This is a genomic window from Bacillus sp. F9_6S_D1_P_5 (genome assembly GCF_054823925.1).
Window position 1 is genome coordinate 503,720 of sequence record NZ_JBTREW010000001.1, and the last position, 15,852, is coordinate 519,571.

15 protein-coding genes and 1 pseudogene are annotated in these 15,852 nt (G+C 33.8%); 11 read left to right on the forward strand and 5 right to left on the reverse strand.

From position 1 onward, the window contains the following. Positions 1-62: 62 nt before the first annotated feature. The gene (locus ACUXEY_RS02495; protein ID WP_461300003.1) at positions 63-353 is read right to left on the reverse strand and encodes a hypothetical protein; all 291 of its coding nucleotides are present in this window, start codon (positions 351-353) and stop codon (positions 63-65) included. A gap of 102 nt (positions 354-455) precedes the next feature. Here ACUXEY_RS02495 and ACUXEY_RS02500 point away from each other — a divergent pair, with 102 nt between their 5' ends. The 3 genes from ACUXEY_RS02500 to ACUXEY_RS02510 all read left to right on the forward strand — a co-directional run bounded on the left by ACUXEY_RS02500 (position 456) and on the right by ACUXEY_RS02510 (position 3,790). Beyond that, positions 456-878, forward strand: a complete 423-nt coding sequence (locus ACUXEY_RS02500) for a hypothetical protein (protein ID WP_461300004.1) — start codon at positions 456-458, stop codon at positions 876-878. Between the two features lie 924 nt (positions 879-1,802). After that, positions 1,803-3,248 (forward strand): L,D-transpeptidase family protein, encoded by a 1,446-nt coding sequence (locus ACUXEY_RS02505; RefSeq protein WP_087956701.1) that lies wholly within the window; start codon positions 1,803-1,805, stop codon positions 3,246-3,248. 326 nt (positions 3,249-3,574) lie between these two features. Then, positions 3,575-3,790 (forward strand): hypothetical protein, encoded by a 216-nt coding sequence (locus ACUXEY_RS02510; RefSeq protein WP_001104092.1) that lies wholly within the window; start codon positions 3,575-3,577, stop codon positions 3,788-3,790. Positions 3,791-3,966: 176 nt separating this feature from the next. Here ACUXEY_RS02510 and ACUXEY_RS02515 read toward each other — a convergent pair whose 3' ends face one another. Next, positions 3,967-5,340 carry a sensor histidine kinase gene (locus ACUXEY_RS02515; RefSeq protein ID WP_461300005.1) on the reverse strand — a complete coding sequence of 458 codons (1,374 nt, stop codon included), beginning with the start codon at positions 5,338-5,340 and terminating at the stop codon, positions 3,967-3,969. Then, complete coding sequence (locus ACUXEY_RS02520; RefSeq protein ID WP_166703088.1) at positions 5,337-6,011, reverse strand: response regulator transcription factor; 675 nt, start codon at positions 6,009-6,011, stop codon at positions 5,337-5,339. Before ACUXEY_RS02520 ends, ACUXEY_RS02515 begins: the two co-directional genes overlap by 4 nt. 271 nt (positions 6,012-6,282) lie before the next feature. On the opposite strand from ACUXEY_RS02520, the gene ACUXEY_RS02525 reads away from it, so the two are divergent. Together ACUXEY_RS02525 and ACUXEY_RS02530 are read left to right on the forward strand one after the other, a co-directional pair. Continuing rightward, positions 6,283-6,753: a hypothetical protein gene (locus ACUXEY_RS02525; protein ID WP_461300006.1), complete on the forward strand. Its 471-nt coding sequence runs from the start codon at positions 6,283-6,285 to the stop codon at positions 6,751-6,753. A gap of 20 nt (positions 6,754-6,773) precedes the next feature. After that, on the forward strand, positions 6,774-7,097 hold the full coding sequence (locus ACUXEY_RS02530; protein WP_429602508.1) for a PepSY domain-containing protein: 324 nt from the start codon (positions 6,774-6,776) through the stop codon (positions 7,095-7,097). Between the two features lie 409 nt (positions 7,098-7,506). Here the strand turns inward: ACUXEY_RS02530 and ACUXEY_RS02535 are convergent. Continuing rightward, positions 7,507-7,797 (reverse strand): annotated as a pseudogene (locus tag ACUXEY_RS02535) (hypothetical protein); the annotation flags it as partial. Positions 7,798-7,912: 115 nt separating this feature from the next. Between ACUXEY_RS02535 and ACUXEY_RS02540 the strand changes: the two are divergent. The 6 genes from ACUXEY_RS02540 (at position 7,913) to ACUXEY_RS02565 (ending at position 15,035) form a co-directional block, all read left to right on the forward strand. Next, positions 7,913-8,479 carry a TetR/AcrR family transcriptional regulator gene (locus tag ACUXEY_RS02540; protein WP_166703091.1) on the forward strand — a complete coding sequence of 189 codons (567 nt, stop codon included), beginning with the start codon at positions 7,913-7,915 and terminating at the stop codon, positions 8,477-8,479. Between the two features lie 58 nt (positions 8,480-8,537). Continuing rightward, the gene (locus ACUXEY_RS02545; protein ID WP_429602507.1) at positions 8,538-10,394 is read left to right on the forward strand and encodes an alpha/beta fold hydrolase; all 1,857 of its coding nucleotides are present in this window, start codon (positions 8,538-8,540) and stop codon (positions 10,392-10,394) included. Between the two features lie 506 nt (positions 10,395-10,900). Beyond that, a complete protein-coding gene (locus tag ACUXEY_RS02550; RefSeq protein ID WP_461300007.1) occupies positions 10,901-12,187 on the forward strand; it encodes an APC family permease in 1,287 nt (428 codons plus the stop codon). Next, positions 12,171-12,767 (forward strand): bifunctional transcriptional activator/DNA repair enzyme AdaA, encoded by a 597-nt coding sequence (locus ACUXEY_RS02555; RefSeq protein ID WP_048525367.1) that lies wholly within the window; start codon positions 12,171-12,173, stop codon positions 12,765-12,767. Before ACUXEY_RS02550 ends, ACUXEY_RS02555 begins: the two co-directional genes overlap by 17 nt. A gap of 264 nt (positions 12,768-13,031) precedes the next feature. Then, positions 13,032-13,505: a DUF1203 domain-containing protein gene (locus tag ACUXEY_RS02560; protein WP_327961160.1), complete on the forward strand. Its 474-nt coding sequence runs from the start codon at positions 13,032-13,034 to the stop codon at positions 13,503-13,505. An 870-nt stretch (positions 13,506-14,375) separates the two neighbouring features. Beyond that, the gene (locus tag ACUXEY_RS02565) at positions 14,376-15,035 is read left to right on the forward strand and encodes a protein kinase family protein (RefSeq protein ID WP_429602636.1); all 660 of its coding nucleotides are present in this window, start codon (positions 14,376-14,378) and stop codon (positions 15,033-15,035) included. Positions 15,036-15,319: 284 nt separating this feature from the next. On the opposite strand, the gene ACUXEY_RS02570 is transcribed toward ACUXEY_RS02565, so the two are convergent. Beyond that, on the reverse strand, positions 15,320-15,697 hold the full coding sequence (locus ACUXEY_RS02570; RefSeq protein WP_461300008.1) for a hypothetical protein: 378 nt from the start codon (positions 15,695-15,697) through the stop codon (positions 15,320-15,322). Positions 15,698-15,852: the final 155 nt, after the last annotated feature.

A 15,852-nucleotide genomic window follows, 5' to 3' on the forward strand; every position in this document is an offset into this window, starting at 1 on the left:
ATACTCAGCATTTCTATTTTTCTAATTTTATTTGTGGCTTATGGAGTTTATTTATATTTTACTTAAGTGAAATAGTAACCAAACCAAAGGAAAAATAAAATAAGCGCTGTGTTAAATAGAGTAAAACATAAACCGATAATGGCTAAAATTTTCTTCTCAGCTCGGCTACAAAAAGAGATGACCGCTAATATAATTGCTATAACAGCGGAAGCTAATATGAAGTAGGCGAAAGGCACAACATATTCTACTCCAGCTCTGTCTAAAATAGGTGAGAAGAGAAAGAGATTAATAGTAACGAATATACTTACAATGAGAAACGTATAACTTTTCCAAGTGTATGTTTTTAACTGCATGGAACGACACTCCTTCCTCTTTATTAGTTATATTTTTAAGTTTAAAATAATTACCTTTATTTTACAATTGAAGATATTTTGTATTGAAAAGAGGGTATTCATATGAGAGTTAGGAATTTGTCTTTAGTTTTTATTGGCATCTGTATACTCATAATAACTGGCTGTTCAAATGTAGTAGGAAATGAAGAGCAAAGAATCGAAGTGCAAAAAAACATTGGTGATAATGAATATGAAGATTTTAAGGTAGTGACAGATAATAATGAAGTGATGCAAGTAAAGAAAATATTAAAGGATACTACTTTTGAAAATAAAAAAGTGGAAATGTCTCGTCCACCGGATTATCAATTTGTTTTTCAATTTAAAAATCCGAAAATAGAGGCGAAAGCAGTGTTGTATCAAGTTTGGGTAAGCCCTAATAAGGATAAAGTGGAAATCATCTCAGGAGATAATCGGTACGCTCAATTAGAAGAAAAAAATGCAGCCACTTTGTTTCGGATTGTTACAGGGGAGAAGTTAACTGAATAAACGTATATGGGGTTATAGGAATTCAGTTCGTATTTTTCATTTTGAGAGATAATTAGTTTTCAACAATAATAGCTATATATTTATATTGGAATAAATATTGAGAATCGGATAAAATGGAAATTGACTTGATGGGCATGAGGTTTTACGTTTATATGCGGATTAATGTGTCCAGTAATCCGCCAATGAATAATAAACCGAGGAAATATATTGTTTTTAGAAAGATTCGATGTTATGTTTAATTTTCTTAATATAATATTTCGTTTATATAGGAGTGGCTATTTGAAAAAATTAATATTATTGGTTGTATTGACTACATGCTGTCTTACTATTGCAGGATGTTCTAATAATAGGATTACACCAAAGAAAGAGTCTAAAACTTCAACACCAGTAAAGATTAAGCGTATCAATAAAGCGTGGTATAAACATATATGAAAGTTTTTAAGAACTTTGAAATTGTTGATGATAAAAGTCATAAGGTGAATTTAATTAGGCCAATAGTAGAGTTTGTGAAACTTGGTGAAAAGCGGGAAGCATAGTTCGCATTTAATTAATAAAATATACGACATTAAAATATTCACCAAAAAGAGTTTACATGTAGAACCTTTTTTGTGGATATTTTTCATAAATAAGAGGCATTCTATGTTGCCTGTCTTTAACTTGAACCTTCTAAAAATTATTTTACTAAGTTAAATATCACCCTTCAAAATTCGGGAAATGCGGAGGCACGTAATAACTCGATTGGTTTGGTCTTTTTTCACTTTATCTACCATGTTTATATATCTTTCTATTAAAAAATCTAACTTTAATTGATTAAATGGAATAAAACTTAGTTAAAAACAATGAAATTTCAGGAAAAATAAGGTACACTAATCAATGGTTTTGGTTTAAAATCAATTGACGTTTATGTATACGGGGGAAAGATTGATGAACAATAATACAGTAAATGAATCTGTTGAAGAAGTTGAGAAAAAACGGGTAAGATCAAAAAAACGTTTTACAAATTGGAAGCTAATCGCTGCGGGTGGCGGTGTAATTGCACTTCTTATTGGAGGATTAAGTTATTATCAGGCAACTCACTTCAATTCAAATGTTACAATTAACGATACGAATGTTGGTGGTTTGAGCGCTGATCAGGCAATACAGAAATTAAAGACGTCTGGGCTAGCAAACAAAGTCTATATTGATCAACAACAAATTTTAGATGAACAAGATACAAAAACGGAACTGACGGAAAAAGATATGCCACAAGTTAAGAAATTATTAAAAAGCCAGTGGACATTTTTCCCTTCCGCAAAGGAAAAAGATTATTCATTGCTACCGAAAGAAGTGGATCAGTATCGTAATGAAACGATGAAAAAGCTTGTAGAAGAAAAGCTCGTTTCTATGAATGAAAAATTAAAAGCGCCTCAAGATGCTATGGCGAAGCTCGAACAAGGAAAAGTTGTTATTTCGAAGAGCGTTGATGGGAAACAATATGACGTTACGAATCTTCTAAAAGATTACGACAAGCAGAAGCATAAAAGCGAAATTCATTTAAAGTCTGCATACATACAGCCTATTAAAGAAGATGATCCAATTATTAAAAAAGAAGAGAAAGCATTACAAAATCTTCTTACGCAGTCTGTTGATTATAAAATACAAGGTGAAGTGTATTCACTAAAAGCGAAAGATTTAATTCAAAATGCGTCTATGTCAAAGGACATGAAAGTGACAATCGATGCGAGCGACATTCAGAATAAGATTGCTGAAATTAATAAGGCTAAATCTACATTACATAAAGACTTCGCTTTTAAAACACATTCTGGTTCGGTTATATCAGTAAAAGGACAAGGATACGGCTGGGCACTAGATGTGGAAAAAGAAACAAAACAAGTGCAACAAGCCTTTGAGAAAGGCGAAAAATCGATTTCTGCTTCTAATATTCACGGGAATGGTTGGGAGAAGGAAGGAATCGGCTATAAAACAACAGCGAATAATGGCATCGGGGACACGTATGCCGAAGTTTCAATTGCGGATCAACAAATTTGGATTTATAAAGATGGAAAACTAGTGTTGACAACAAATGTAGTAACGGGTAAACATAGCACGGGTGAAGATACATCACCAGGTGTGTGGTACGTTTTATATAAACGAACTCCATACACGCTGAGAGGTAGCGCAGTAGGGAAAGCTGATTATGCAGTGAAAGTAGATTACTGGGTTCCATTCACAAATAGCGGTCAAGGATTCCATGATGCCGGCTGGCGAAAAGACTGGGGAAATAATGCTTATGTAACTGGGGGATCAGGCGGATGTGTGAACCTTCTGCCTAACGTTGCAAAAACTGTGTATGATAGTTTGAACACGTATGATCCAGTTATTGTGTACTAGAAAATAGCTGCAGTATTAAGAAAAAACACTTCTTGAATTTGCATACGAAGTGAAGTGACCCAATGAAATAAGACAAGGAAAAAACACCTCTTATACCGTATTTAATTTAAATACGAATATACGGAGGTGTTTTTTTGTTTGACAACAAAAGTTTATTGCTTATAAGAAACAGGTATTCAAATAGTCAATAAAATTGACATTGAATATCATTTTCATTTAATATAGAATCGTCGCAGTTAATTAGACATGATTTTTTTACTAATATAATAGATTTCTAATAAGGTGTCCCATTAAAGAATTAAAAAGTAGGAAAGGGTAGTATAAAAATGAACTGGAAAAAAGGCGGATTATGGATTATTATTTTTTTCATTGTGAAAGGTACGATTTCTACACTGTTAATCGTTACAGGTGCTAAATATTTTGATTTATCATTTATGCAACTTTTCGTACTAATACTGGTCTTATTACTGATTTCTCTCATAAGCCGAAAATTGCTGTATAAACATAAACAAAACAAAAAGCAAAAAGAGCTAAATATATAATGAAGCCCCAGAGACCTTTGGATTTCTGGGGTTTTATTTCGATATTTTTTCCATATGCATATCGACTAACAGAACAGGTTGTCCAAAATGATAAAATCGATGCTGTTTAAAATGCGTCGGTTACTTTTAAATAAGGATTGAAGAATCTTTATTCTGGAGCTACAGATATTCATACATTATGCTCGTTTTTCAATTGGTAGTTTAAAGGTAAACGTACTGCCTTCTCCTAATTTACTTTCAACCGTAATTTCTCCTCCGTGTAGTTCTACAATCCATTTTACCATCGACAATCCTAAACCTGTGTTTCCAGTGCTTGAAGATGTTCGTGCTGTGTCAACTCGATAGAATCGGTCCCATATTTTTGTAATATGTTGTTCGCTGATGCCTATGCCATTATCGGAGACTTTACCAATTATGTTGGTTTCATCACGGAACAGTTGCATATGCACAGTGCCGTTCGCTTTGCTATAAGCAATCGCATTCGTTAGTAAATTCATTAATAAACGCATCATCAATGTTTGATCAGCTTTTATAAACAGGTTTTCCTCTATATGAGTTGTTATATTAATCGATGTTTCTTGATCCATTAATGAAAGCTCTTCTACAACGATTTCCGTTAATTCACTCATATTGATACATTCAAATTGAAAAGTATTATGGTTTCCTTGATCAGCTCTTGCTAATAATAAGAGTTGGGATAGTAGCGCGGACATTTTACGTGATTGCTTTAAAATGACTTCTAACGATTCTTCCATTTCTTTCGGATTATTCCTCTGTGATAAAGCGTATTCGCATTGCGAAATAATAACAGATGTTGGTGTTCTTAATTCATGAGATGCGTCAGATGTAAATTGTTTCTCGCTTTCGAACGATGTCTCTAATCGCTCAAACATTTTGTCAAAGGTTTGTGCTAAATGATACATTTCGTCTTTCGGTGAACCTTGTAAATGAATTCTCTTCGAAAGATCTTTACCATCACTAATTTTACTGGCTGAATCACTCATTTGTTGCACAGGTCGAAACGCTCTTTGCGTAATAAAATATCCTCCCACTGCGGCAATGAGAATAAGTAATGGGAATGAGATGAGTGTTATGACAATAAGCGTATTCATCGTTGACGATAATTGGCTCATAGTCATTATTCCACGAATCCAGACTTGCTCATCGCCGCCTGTATTATGGAGAAAATCATATACAATCCATTCTTTATTACCGTCTTTAATGGTTTGTATTTCATCGGATTTAAGCGAGATCTTTTTATTAAAGCTTGTTGGACTATTTCCTGCCAGCAGCTCACCTTGTTTATTATAAATGCTGATATTTACTCCATCTTCTAACGTTTCAAAATCATCGTCCATCTTTAATTGTCCATGCTTATATTCAATATCTTCTATGCTTTCTTTTACTGTGCTCTTCAATTGATCTTTCATATTAAAAAGCAAAACTTTATCTGAAGAAGTTAAAATAAAAGCTAACACGAGTGCCATAATAATTACAATTAGCCCTGTATACCACAGGGTTACTTTCATTTTTATTGATAGTCTTCTCATGATTCTACTCGCAATACGTAACCAGTTCCTCGCACTGTATGAATTAACTTCGTTTCAAACTGGCTATCAATTTTTTTACGAAGATAGCGGACGTAAACATCAATAATATTCGAGCCACCTTCATAGTCGTAATTCCACACATGTTGCTCTATTTTATCTCGTGTCAGCACAACTTCTTTATTACGAATCATATATTCTAAAATAGCAAATTCTTTACTGGAAAGAGTGATAACCTGGTCTCCTCTTGTTACTTTATGCATATTGCAATCTACCACTAGGTCAGCGATTTCAAACACATTAGATGTGTTTCCTGTATTTCTTCGCATTAACACTCGAATTCTTGCTAACAGTTCGTCAAAAGCAAATGGCTTTACTAAATAATCGTCCGCGCCTAAGTCGAGTCCTGTTACGCGATCGTCAATTGTATCTTTAGCTGTAAGAAGCAAGACAGGAGTTGTATTATTGTCTGCACGTAATTTTTGTAATACTTGCAAACCATTTATTCCAGGAATCATAATGTCAAGCACGATCAAATCGTAGGTAGCCATGTTTATATAATCCAAGGCATCTTCTCCATTCCCACATGCATCGACACTATAATGTTCTGCATTTAATCGTTTTACTAATATATTTTGTAAGTCTTGTTCATCTTCGACAATAAGAACTCGCATTAACATTCTCCTTTTTTCCTTATTTATATGTATCACTATAATTCCAAAACATTAAAGAAAGATTAGAAACGATTTAATTATATCATTTTATCCAGGATTAACGGGCAGTAAGACTCCTCCCTCAAAATTCGACGAATGCGAGGGAGATAGGGGGAGTTGGGCTACTTGTAAAAGTCTTCACTTTATTTTTTTGTACATTAATCTTCCTTTAATGTTTGTTGTGTAATATAAAGGCAAGGATAAGGTGCACATGTAAAGGGAGGAAAACAGAATGAGACAGACGATGTTGATTGGAGCAATGTCTTGTTTATTCTTAACAGCTTGTTCTACTCAAGCTGTTAAAAATACAGAAGTACAACAACTGAAAGTGGAAAATGATACATTGCAAAAAGAAAGTTCTCAACTACAACAAGAACCACACAAAACAGGGTCTGCTACAAATGATACGAAGCAAATACAAGATTTCAAAAACGAAGTCACATCTATCGTTGAAAAGGCAAATAATATGAAACCAGTTGGAGCAAAAGAAGAAAACTTAAATACGTACTTAGCAGCAAAAAAAGAAATTGATCAATTAGATGACAAGATAGATCTATCTGATAATCAGCTAGAAGCAGATTATCGCGCTGGAACGATAACAATTGAACAATATAAAGTGCAAGAAAAAGAACACGATATACTGGAAGATCAATTAGAGCAAGCAGAAAATGCGCTTGAAGCAAGATTTGGAATAGATGATTAATCATGAAGGAGTGGATGAAAATGTTAAAACATAAAAAGAAAATAATTATAAGTGTAATTGCTATGTTAGTAAGTGGTATTGCTATTGTTGGTGGATATTATGGTATGGGTTACAATTATGCAAAAAAGAATGAAAACTACACTGAGAAACAAGTTCGTGAAATTTCTTTAGCACATACAAATGGAGAAATTATTAATGTGAAAAAAGAATTCGAATTAGAAGATGACAACTTAACACAATCTACATTTGAATATGAAGTGGAAATTAAGACACCTGATAATCTGTTAAATAGTTTAAAAGTTAGTGCTAGAACAGGTACAATAGAAATCGATAATGAAGATTAAAAAAATCGACAAATAAAATATCGTGTATTTGAAAATATCCAATAAGCTGTCCATATGGACAGCTTATTTACACAATTCTTGTTATCGGTAGCGATGAAAAAGACGAATCCCTAATTTTACAAGGGAATCGTCTTTTTTTGTTCTATAGATCTATGCATTTCTTATACGTTCTTATCCTGGTGCGGTTTTAGGGTTCTTGTCTGTTTTTGGATTAATGGAAAAACTTTATAAAATCTTGTATACTCTTAGCGTAATTTTTTCCGGAATTCTGGCGGTACCCCATCGCTATCAAGCTAAGCTTATGCAAAGTCAATTTTAGGTGAGATTGTTTCTTTTTTCTAAAGGGCAAGTGTAGGTGATTGAAAGATTTGCATACGAAATAAACCTTAACGGGTTTCACTTTTTTGAATTAAGCGGCTTGATTATCAGACAGGGTACAATTGTAAACGACACCTAATATATCAAAGACCGTTTTTTTCTCATATCGATGAGACTTTCGCCCATTTTCCTGTTGTTTTGTTAATCGATGAGCAATTGCACGAGCTGGAACTTTATCAATCATACCTACAAAAGCATCAGCTATTTCACATGTTTGTCCTGGTTGAAGAGAGTTCATTAACGTCTCCATATCTATCTGTATATACTATGTACCTTTCTTAATTTTTCCATCTTGAAAATAATTAGGGTTAGGATTTTTTGCAGTAAAATCAATGTTAGTAGAACTTTTTTAATCAAACTTTTTTCTAAATTAACATAAATACTTGCAATATTTAAATTAGTACTATATAGTTCTATTTATGACAAAGGTAAAATTAATGAATCAAAAACGTGTGATTGAAGTAGCTGCAACATTATTTTTAGAAAAAGGGTTTGCTTATACAAGTATGGATGAATTAGTACGTGTAAGCAAAGTTTCAAAGTCTAATGTGTATTATCACTTTTCTAATAAGGAAGTACTATTAGAAGGGGTCGTTGATTATTGGATTGAAATGTATCAATCTGCAATTGATGACGTAATTTCTCAGAACCAATTTTTAGTTGAAGATCGTATCCAACAGTTTTTAAAGCAATTATCACAAGGAGTTCAGTCGAGAGAGTATAAGGGGAGCTGTCCATTTATTACTCTTTATATTCAAAGTCCTACACAGGCCACGCAAATAAAAGAAAAAATAGGTCTTTTTTTTACAGGATTACAAGAGAAAGTTTCTCTATTACTTAAACAAGGGGTAGAGAATGGAGAATTCAGAAATACGATTAATATTGATGAGGTTGCATCACTTTTTATTACAAATCTTGAAGGAGCGTTATTTATTTCAGAAACATTGAAGGATGCAACTGTAATTACGAAAACAGCAGATCATTTTTTAAAATTGCTTCGATAAAAGAAGCATTTTTTTTACATCAAATTAGTACTGAATAGTACTAAAAAGGAGATCTTATATGAGAACAGTATTTTTAACTGGTGGAACAGGCTTTATTGGAAAGCAATTAGTGAAAGAATTAGCCAAAGAGGATGTTAAAATTCTTCTTTTAGTGAGGTCAAAAAGTAAAGCAATACGCCTTTTTCAAGAAAGAGGCATCTTAAAAAAGGCAGTTATGCACTTTATTGAAGGTGATTTGACGAAAATAGATTTAGGTCTAAGTGCTGAAGATAAGGAGAGGGTATTGAAAACGGATGTGATTATTCACGCAGGAGGCCCCATGGATATTCAAGCGACAAGTAAAGAGGCAGCTTCCGTATTTTTAAATGGCGCAAAACATATTAGTGAATTAGCTAAAAGTATTCATCAATTGAAGGGCTTGCAACAATTTATTCATGTTGTAGGTTATATGAGTCCCTTTGATGATAAAAATAGCAAGATTGCAATTGATGTGTTTAAAGAAGGAAACAGTTATTTGAAAATAAAAAATCCATATGAGAGAACAAAATTTTTAGCAGATCTTTATATCCGTCACCAGGCATCAGCGGTAGGTTATCCGCTTTCTGTAATTAATCCACCAACTGTAGTCGGTAGTAGCAAAACAGGGAGTACAGAGCAGATAGCAGGATTAGGTTTGCTTGTGATGAGTATGCGAAGAGGGCTCATGCCAGTGATTCCTGGAGGTAAGGGATATAGGTTACCACTTATTTCAAACGATGAGTTTGCGAAGTTTATTGTGCAGGTTTTCAGGTTGGAGCAACCGACTATTCAAACATATACACTTGTTGAAGACAAACAGCACGATCAGAACATTGCTGAATTATTAAGTATTATGTCGGAAAGTATGAATATGAGGGCACCAAAAATCTCGGTCCCAATGCCGCTTATGAAAACAATTATGAATAGTGGATTAAGTAAAATAACAAAAATTCCTTCTGATGGACTGAATTTTATTACAAAACGAAAATTTTCAAATGTTTCAGCGAAAAAAATTATGGGAGGAGATTGGTTTAAGAAGACGAGTGTAATGAAATTTCTCCCTGCCGTAGTAGCTGATCTGGATTATCGAATGATATATCAAAATGGCCAGCATAATCATTTATTTAAACGAACATTATGCGATAACACTACCCTTTACCAATTACAAGGAGAGGGTAAACCGTTTATTTTATTACATGGTTTATTGAGTGATGGAGAGGATTTATTTCCTTTAGCACAAGAGCTTCATGAAAAAACTGGTCAACCTGTATGGATCTTGGATCTTCCAGGTTTGGGACGTTCTCCTTTTAAACGAGAGAAAAATCTTCTAGAAATCTATTTGAATGTAGTGAAAAAGTTATTGGAGAAAGCTACTCATGGTGCACATTTAATTGGCCATTCATTCGGTGCGTTTATTCTTCTGGAAGCGTTGGTACAAGAGTACATAGATAAGAAGTATTCAATTACTTTACTTCAGCCACCTGTTGCTAAAAAAAATGCTAAATCGCTAAATGTTCCTCAATTTATGAACAAATGGACATTAAAATTGGCAACTACTAAGTTGATAGAGCGTTATTTATTAAGTAATGGTTTGTTTGAAAGTACGGAGAGCATTCCAGAACATTATATTGAAAAAATAAGGAACAGTTTTACTTCTCCTAGAATTTTAAATACTACGGTTCAGCTTAACAGTTTACTACTGAAAAACGATCAAGGTGATTTCAATGAAGTAACAAAGTATAATCTTCACATTATTTGGGGGGATTATGACAGAGGCTATTCTGCTCCATCGCATCTTGGTAAGGTTGATTTTGTTCCATATGGCCATCATTTTCCTCTTAGCCATCCGAATGAAACGGCAACATTAGTAATAGAAAATAGTAATACTAGCAGATAAGAGTGTGTGATAAATAAAAAGTGTGTAGTAAGATCGTTATGTCTTTGAAATAAAATCGTACTGTTTGGGGGCCCACCCTATGCCCATCAACTTAAAGATTTTATAACATCCCAAAACGAAAAAATGAGTCGAATTCTTATAAATAACTGTAAAAATGTGAATTTCTTGTAATGGAGATGTCTCAAAATGTTAGCTTGATGGGCATGGGATCCCGCCCGCATTTTAACGAAAATATACGCTAAGCAAATTCCAACATAAAGCGAGCCGAATTTTCTACTCTTAAGAAAAATTTCGGTTCGTTTTATGGTTTCATGACAAGTTGTTTACTGAACAATAAAGTTCTTTATTGGAACAGGCTACTTTCTTCAACAATCGGGCCAGATTGTTGAAGAAGAAATATAATAAAAATGCTTTTGATTGTTTTATTAAAAGAATTAAACCGCAAAAAACAAGAAGAATTCCCCTCCCTTTACTAGTACACTAAATCCTATAAAAGGGGGGAGATCATGAACAATAAAGCCATTGGATTATTTCAAGGAATTGCGTTATACATTTCAGCTATTCTAGGATCAGGTGTCCTTTTTTTATCGGGGGTAACGGCCTCAATAGCGGGCCCTGCATCTATTGTATCCTGGTTTATCGTTATTATAATTAGCTTTCCGCTTGCTTATTCCTTTGCTAGTTTGGCACGGATATATCCTGATTCCGGTGGAGCAGCAACCTTTGTTAGAAATTCTTTTGGATATCATCTTGGCAATATCGTTGGGTGGTTTTACTTTGTAACAGCAGCAGTTGGTCAAACGATTGTATCTTTAACTGGTGCTTTTTACGTCAGCCAGGCATTTGGATTTTCGCATTTTGAAACAATTATAATCGCCGTCTTTATTTTGGTAATTGCAGGTGTTTCCAATTATTACGGCGTAAATGTTAGTGGTAAAGTTGCAGTGATTTTAAGTTCCTTATTACTGATTCTTTTAGCGTCAGCTGTATTTGTGGCGTTTCCAAGAATACAATGGGGGAATTTTACTCCCTTTGTTCCAAATGGATGGTTTTCTGTTGGGAACGCTATAACGGTTATCTTTTGGGCATTTTTCGGTTGGGAGGCGATTTGTAATCTGGCTGAGCACTTTAAAAGGCCAGAAAAAGATATTGTCAAAGGAGCAGTTATTAGTGCAGTTGTCATTGGATTATTATTTTTAGCGCTAAGCCTTGTCACTATTGGAACGGCCACGTATGGCAGTCAAGAAAGCAACCTGTCTCCTATTGGTGTTATAATGGGAGATACAGTAGGCGGAGGTGCCAAAGTCGTTACAGCTTTTTTAGCTTTAATTATTTGTACAGGGACAGCGAATGCTTTTGTAGCCAGCCTAACGCAATTAGGATATTCATTAAGCAGAGATGGTGCTTTCCCAAAATTTTTCTCAAGGCTGCATGCAACTACTCAAATTCCAAGACAGATGGTATTGTTTGTTATCTGTTTTTCGGTAGCAGGTGTGTTAGTGACAAAAGCTTTGTCACTAACGTTTGATGATATTTTGTTTATACCGACTTCTCTTGGGATTCTAGTTTATATTCTTTCAATGGCAGCAGGCGTTAAATTATTTAGGAAGAACACACTGGCATGGTGGGCATCGTTAATCTCTTTCATTTTATGTTTGCTGGTGATTCCATTTTTTCAATTGTATATATTTGTTCCGTTAATTGTCGTGGCTATATATGCGATTTATATGATTTTGAGTAATAAGATTTTCGCCTACAAGGGAGGATTAAAATCTAATGAAGGATCAAAATAACCTTTCTAGAGATACCATGTGGAAAGCAACAGTATCATGTGATTCAGCGTATGACGGGATATTCTTTTACGCAGTCAAGACAACTGGAATTTTCTGCCGGCCTTCTTGCAAGTCTAAGGTTCCTAATTATGAAAATGTATCCTTTTTTTCAAATGCGCACGAAGCTCAAAAGGCAGGCTATCGCCCATGCAAAAGATGCCGATCAGATCTAAATATAAAAATATACGACCCGTTCGAATGCGTTTTGGAAGATACTATGCGATTGATAAAAAATAATTATGTTCAAAACATGTCTTTAAATGAAATTGCATCAAGGGTAGGAGTTAGTCGTTTTCATTTAAATCGGATTTTCAAAGAAAGAACAGGGTATACTCCTCGAATATATCTAGAAAGGATCAGAGTTAAGAAAGCAAAGGAACTGCTCTTGACAACGGTCTTTAATAGTACAGAGATTGGTTATCAAACAGGCTATCAAAGTGTATCTAGCTTTTATAATGCATTTAAAAGAAATACAGGATTTTCACCGAGTCAATTTCGTGCTTTCCATAGTGGAAATACCGTAAACCAAGAACTTGACTGAATTCACGTTCTTTAACAAAAGATAGCATGAATTAACAAGAGTGCTTTGTACTCATCGTATTTTTCGATAAATCATTACTGATTGATTAAAAGTAAACAACTTTGTATTGAAGAATAATAAGCCATTTTTTCTCTGTTATAGAATTGTAAGCTTTTTAATTCAATCCTCAACAAACAGGCAGGATTATTGAACAAGTTTTATGAACTTTAGTGGTAGCATCATTAGTGAAATGCTTTATAACAACTAATTAAGGGGGGATAGAATATGAGAAATAACTTTCAAATCGTTGCGTTACAAGAGAAGGAGTTTAATAACCTATTTCTAATGAATGAAGAAGTATTAAAAAGTATCGGGGCAGTCAAAATAATAGTAAATAAAAATCCTGGATATCCTTGTAGGATAAGTTTGAAGGATGCAGAGGTAGGAGAAGAGGTAATCTTACTGAATTACCAATATCATAGTGTTAATTCGCCTTATAAAGCAAGTGGTCCTATATTTATACGAAAGGGAGCAACTAACGCTAAGCTAGATGTAAATGAAATTCCGCTTATGTTACATCATAGGTATCTATCTATACGCGGCTACAATGCTGAATCAATGATTGTAGAAGCGAGGGTTACAGAAGGTGTAAATTTAAGAGAAAATATAGATGAAATTTTTGATAATAAAGAAGTAGAATATATTCACATTCTTAACGCTAAACCAGGATGCTATAACTGCCTTGTTAATAGAGTGTGAAAAAATTGAAAATGCAAACTTCTATTATCCTATAATGGGTACCACCAATCGCTATTAGGCTACTTCAACAAACTCTCCCCTAAAATGAAAAAATGCGCTATTCTTTTTGTAGAATCATAGGAAAGGATGGCGTTTTTGTATGTCTATTTCTGTATCTGATGAATTACAACTATTTGCTCAAGAGATTCAAAGTTTTTTATCTCCAAATATCTTACGGGATCTTGCTAGAGATGTTGGTTTCGTAGAGCATCGATGTTCATTTTTATCCCGCTTTAATGGGCAGTAAGACCCCCACCTCAAAATTCAGCGAAAGCAAAGAAGTTAGGTGGGGGATCAACTGCCCATAAAAGTCCGATTGGTTCAACTAATAATCAGTGGGGGATGGAGAAAACCCCCACTGATTAAAGTTTCACTTTATCGTTTTGAGGAAACCTTTTCTGTTAAGTCTATAGATTATAAAATAGAGTACTAAGCATCCGATTTGAAAGCAGATATCCTTCTTTTGGTCACCCAGGTACAGGAGAATCATTCTGTTTTGCCAATCCAGATGAAAAGTTAGGTTATGCTTATGGGATGAACAAACATGGATTTGCATGGCCAATGAACGAAAAGAACTTGAACTAAGAAAAGCCCATATACAGTTGCCTCTGAAAAAATGAAAATACGTAAAATAGTTGGAAATATTTTTATGTTGTACGGTTTACGGCTATGAATAGTGGAATAAATAGTAAGTATTCAACAGTTCAAATAAAACGAGACATCTTTTTATTTTAAGAAAAAAGATGTCTCGTTTTATGATAAAATTCACTTAGTGTATATTTTCGTTAAAATGTGGGTGGGACCCCTTTTAGCAAAACCGGAGTGGAAATGATGAATATAAACAGTTTTGTGGGATTGATAAAGGACGAATTATTAAAAGAGGTAAGTGTTAGAAGTGAGGATGAATTCGAGCCTGTAGTAGTTAAAGATATTCCTAGACTTTGGAAGTGCTTAGGAATAGGGAATTATGCTGCAGTATTCATGCATAAAGAATACAAAGATTGGGTTGTGAAAGTTTACGCACGAGAAGGAGAAGGAATTGAAAAAGAGTCAGAAGTATACCGAAGAATCGGAAATCATCCTTCTTATTCGAAGCTTATATATAAAGGAGAAAATTTCATAGTATTGAAACGTTTAAAAGAAATTACTTTATACGATGCTATTCATAAGGGGATTAAAATTCCTAAGCAGGTAATCTTTGATATTAATGAAGCATTAGAGTATGCAAGAGAACAAGGGTTAACTCCTTGTGACGTTCACGGGAAAAATGTGATGATGGAAAACGGAAGAGGATATGTAGTCGATGTATCTGATTTCTTAAAAACAAAAGAAGATAGTAAGTGGAGAGACCTAGAAAAGGCATATTTTATATTTTATTTGCCTTTCATTTATAACTTTCCTTTTCCTATTAAAATACCGTATTTTATGTTAAACATTGTTAGACATTCGTATAGAAAATATAAGAAGTTTAAAAAGAAATTCAAATGGTAAAAGGACCACATACTTATTTTTAGGTTATATAAGTGAACGACTAGTAAACGAAAGGACCGTACATATTAGATATGTCTAATATGTACGGTCCTATTTTTATGAATGCATGAAGTAATCAGTAAGCTTTACAGTTTCTTTTTCACGCAATTACTTATTTTCTTTCTCAAACCCTTTATTCTTTTTCTTGTTTATTTCGCAAGAATTGATGCGTTCTTTGAGTTCTGTTTGGTTATACAGTGTGGTTTTACTAATCAGGATTCTTTTTGTCATACTCGTGAAGTTAATTATATTTTTCTACGTACGAAATAAAAAGCTAAGGACCCCATAATAACAGGTGCAACGAAATCAAAGAAATGGGAAAAGTTAAAAGGAAAAAGAAAAAGAAATGGTGTAAGTGTAAAGATAACAGCTATTCCTATAAATACAGGAATTCCAAATTGAAATTCTCTACATCGTTTAATTTTCCTGTAGAACACTTCCCCAATTAGACAAGCTACAAGAGCCGGTATACTACCATAAGTGACGATTGTTTTTATGAATCCTAATACAACGTTCGGGTGAATAAAGCTAGGATGAGAAATATATGAAATCAAGAACCATCCAAAAATAAAAGCAAACAGACTTGCAGCATAACTAATTGCAAATTTTATCAACGTAATCATCCTCACAGTTTTCTAATAGTAACTCCATTGTATGACATAACGCATTATTAACAGTAGTCAATGATGCATATAATTTTCGTTTTTGTGGGATTTTCTTTTCTTAACTTGATATCGAGGGTTGAGTCATAAAATGTGGGGAATCTCCAAACTTCTAT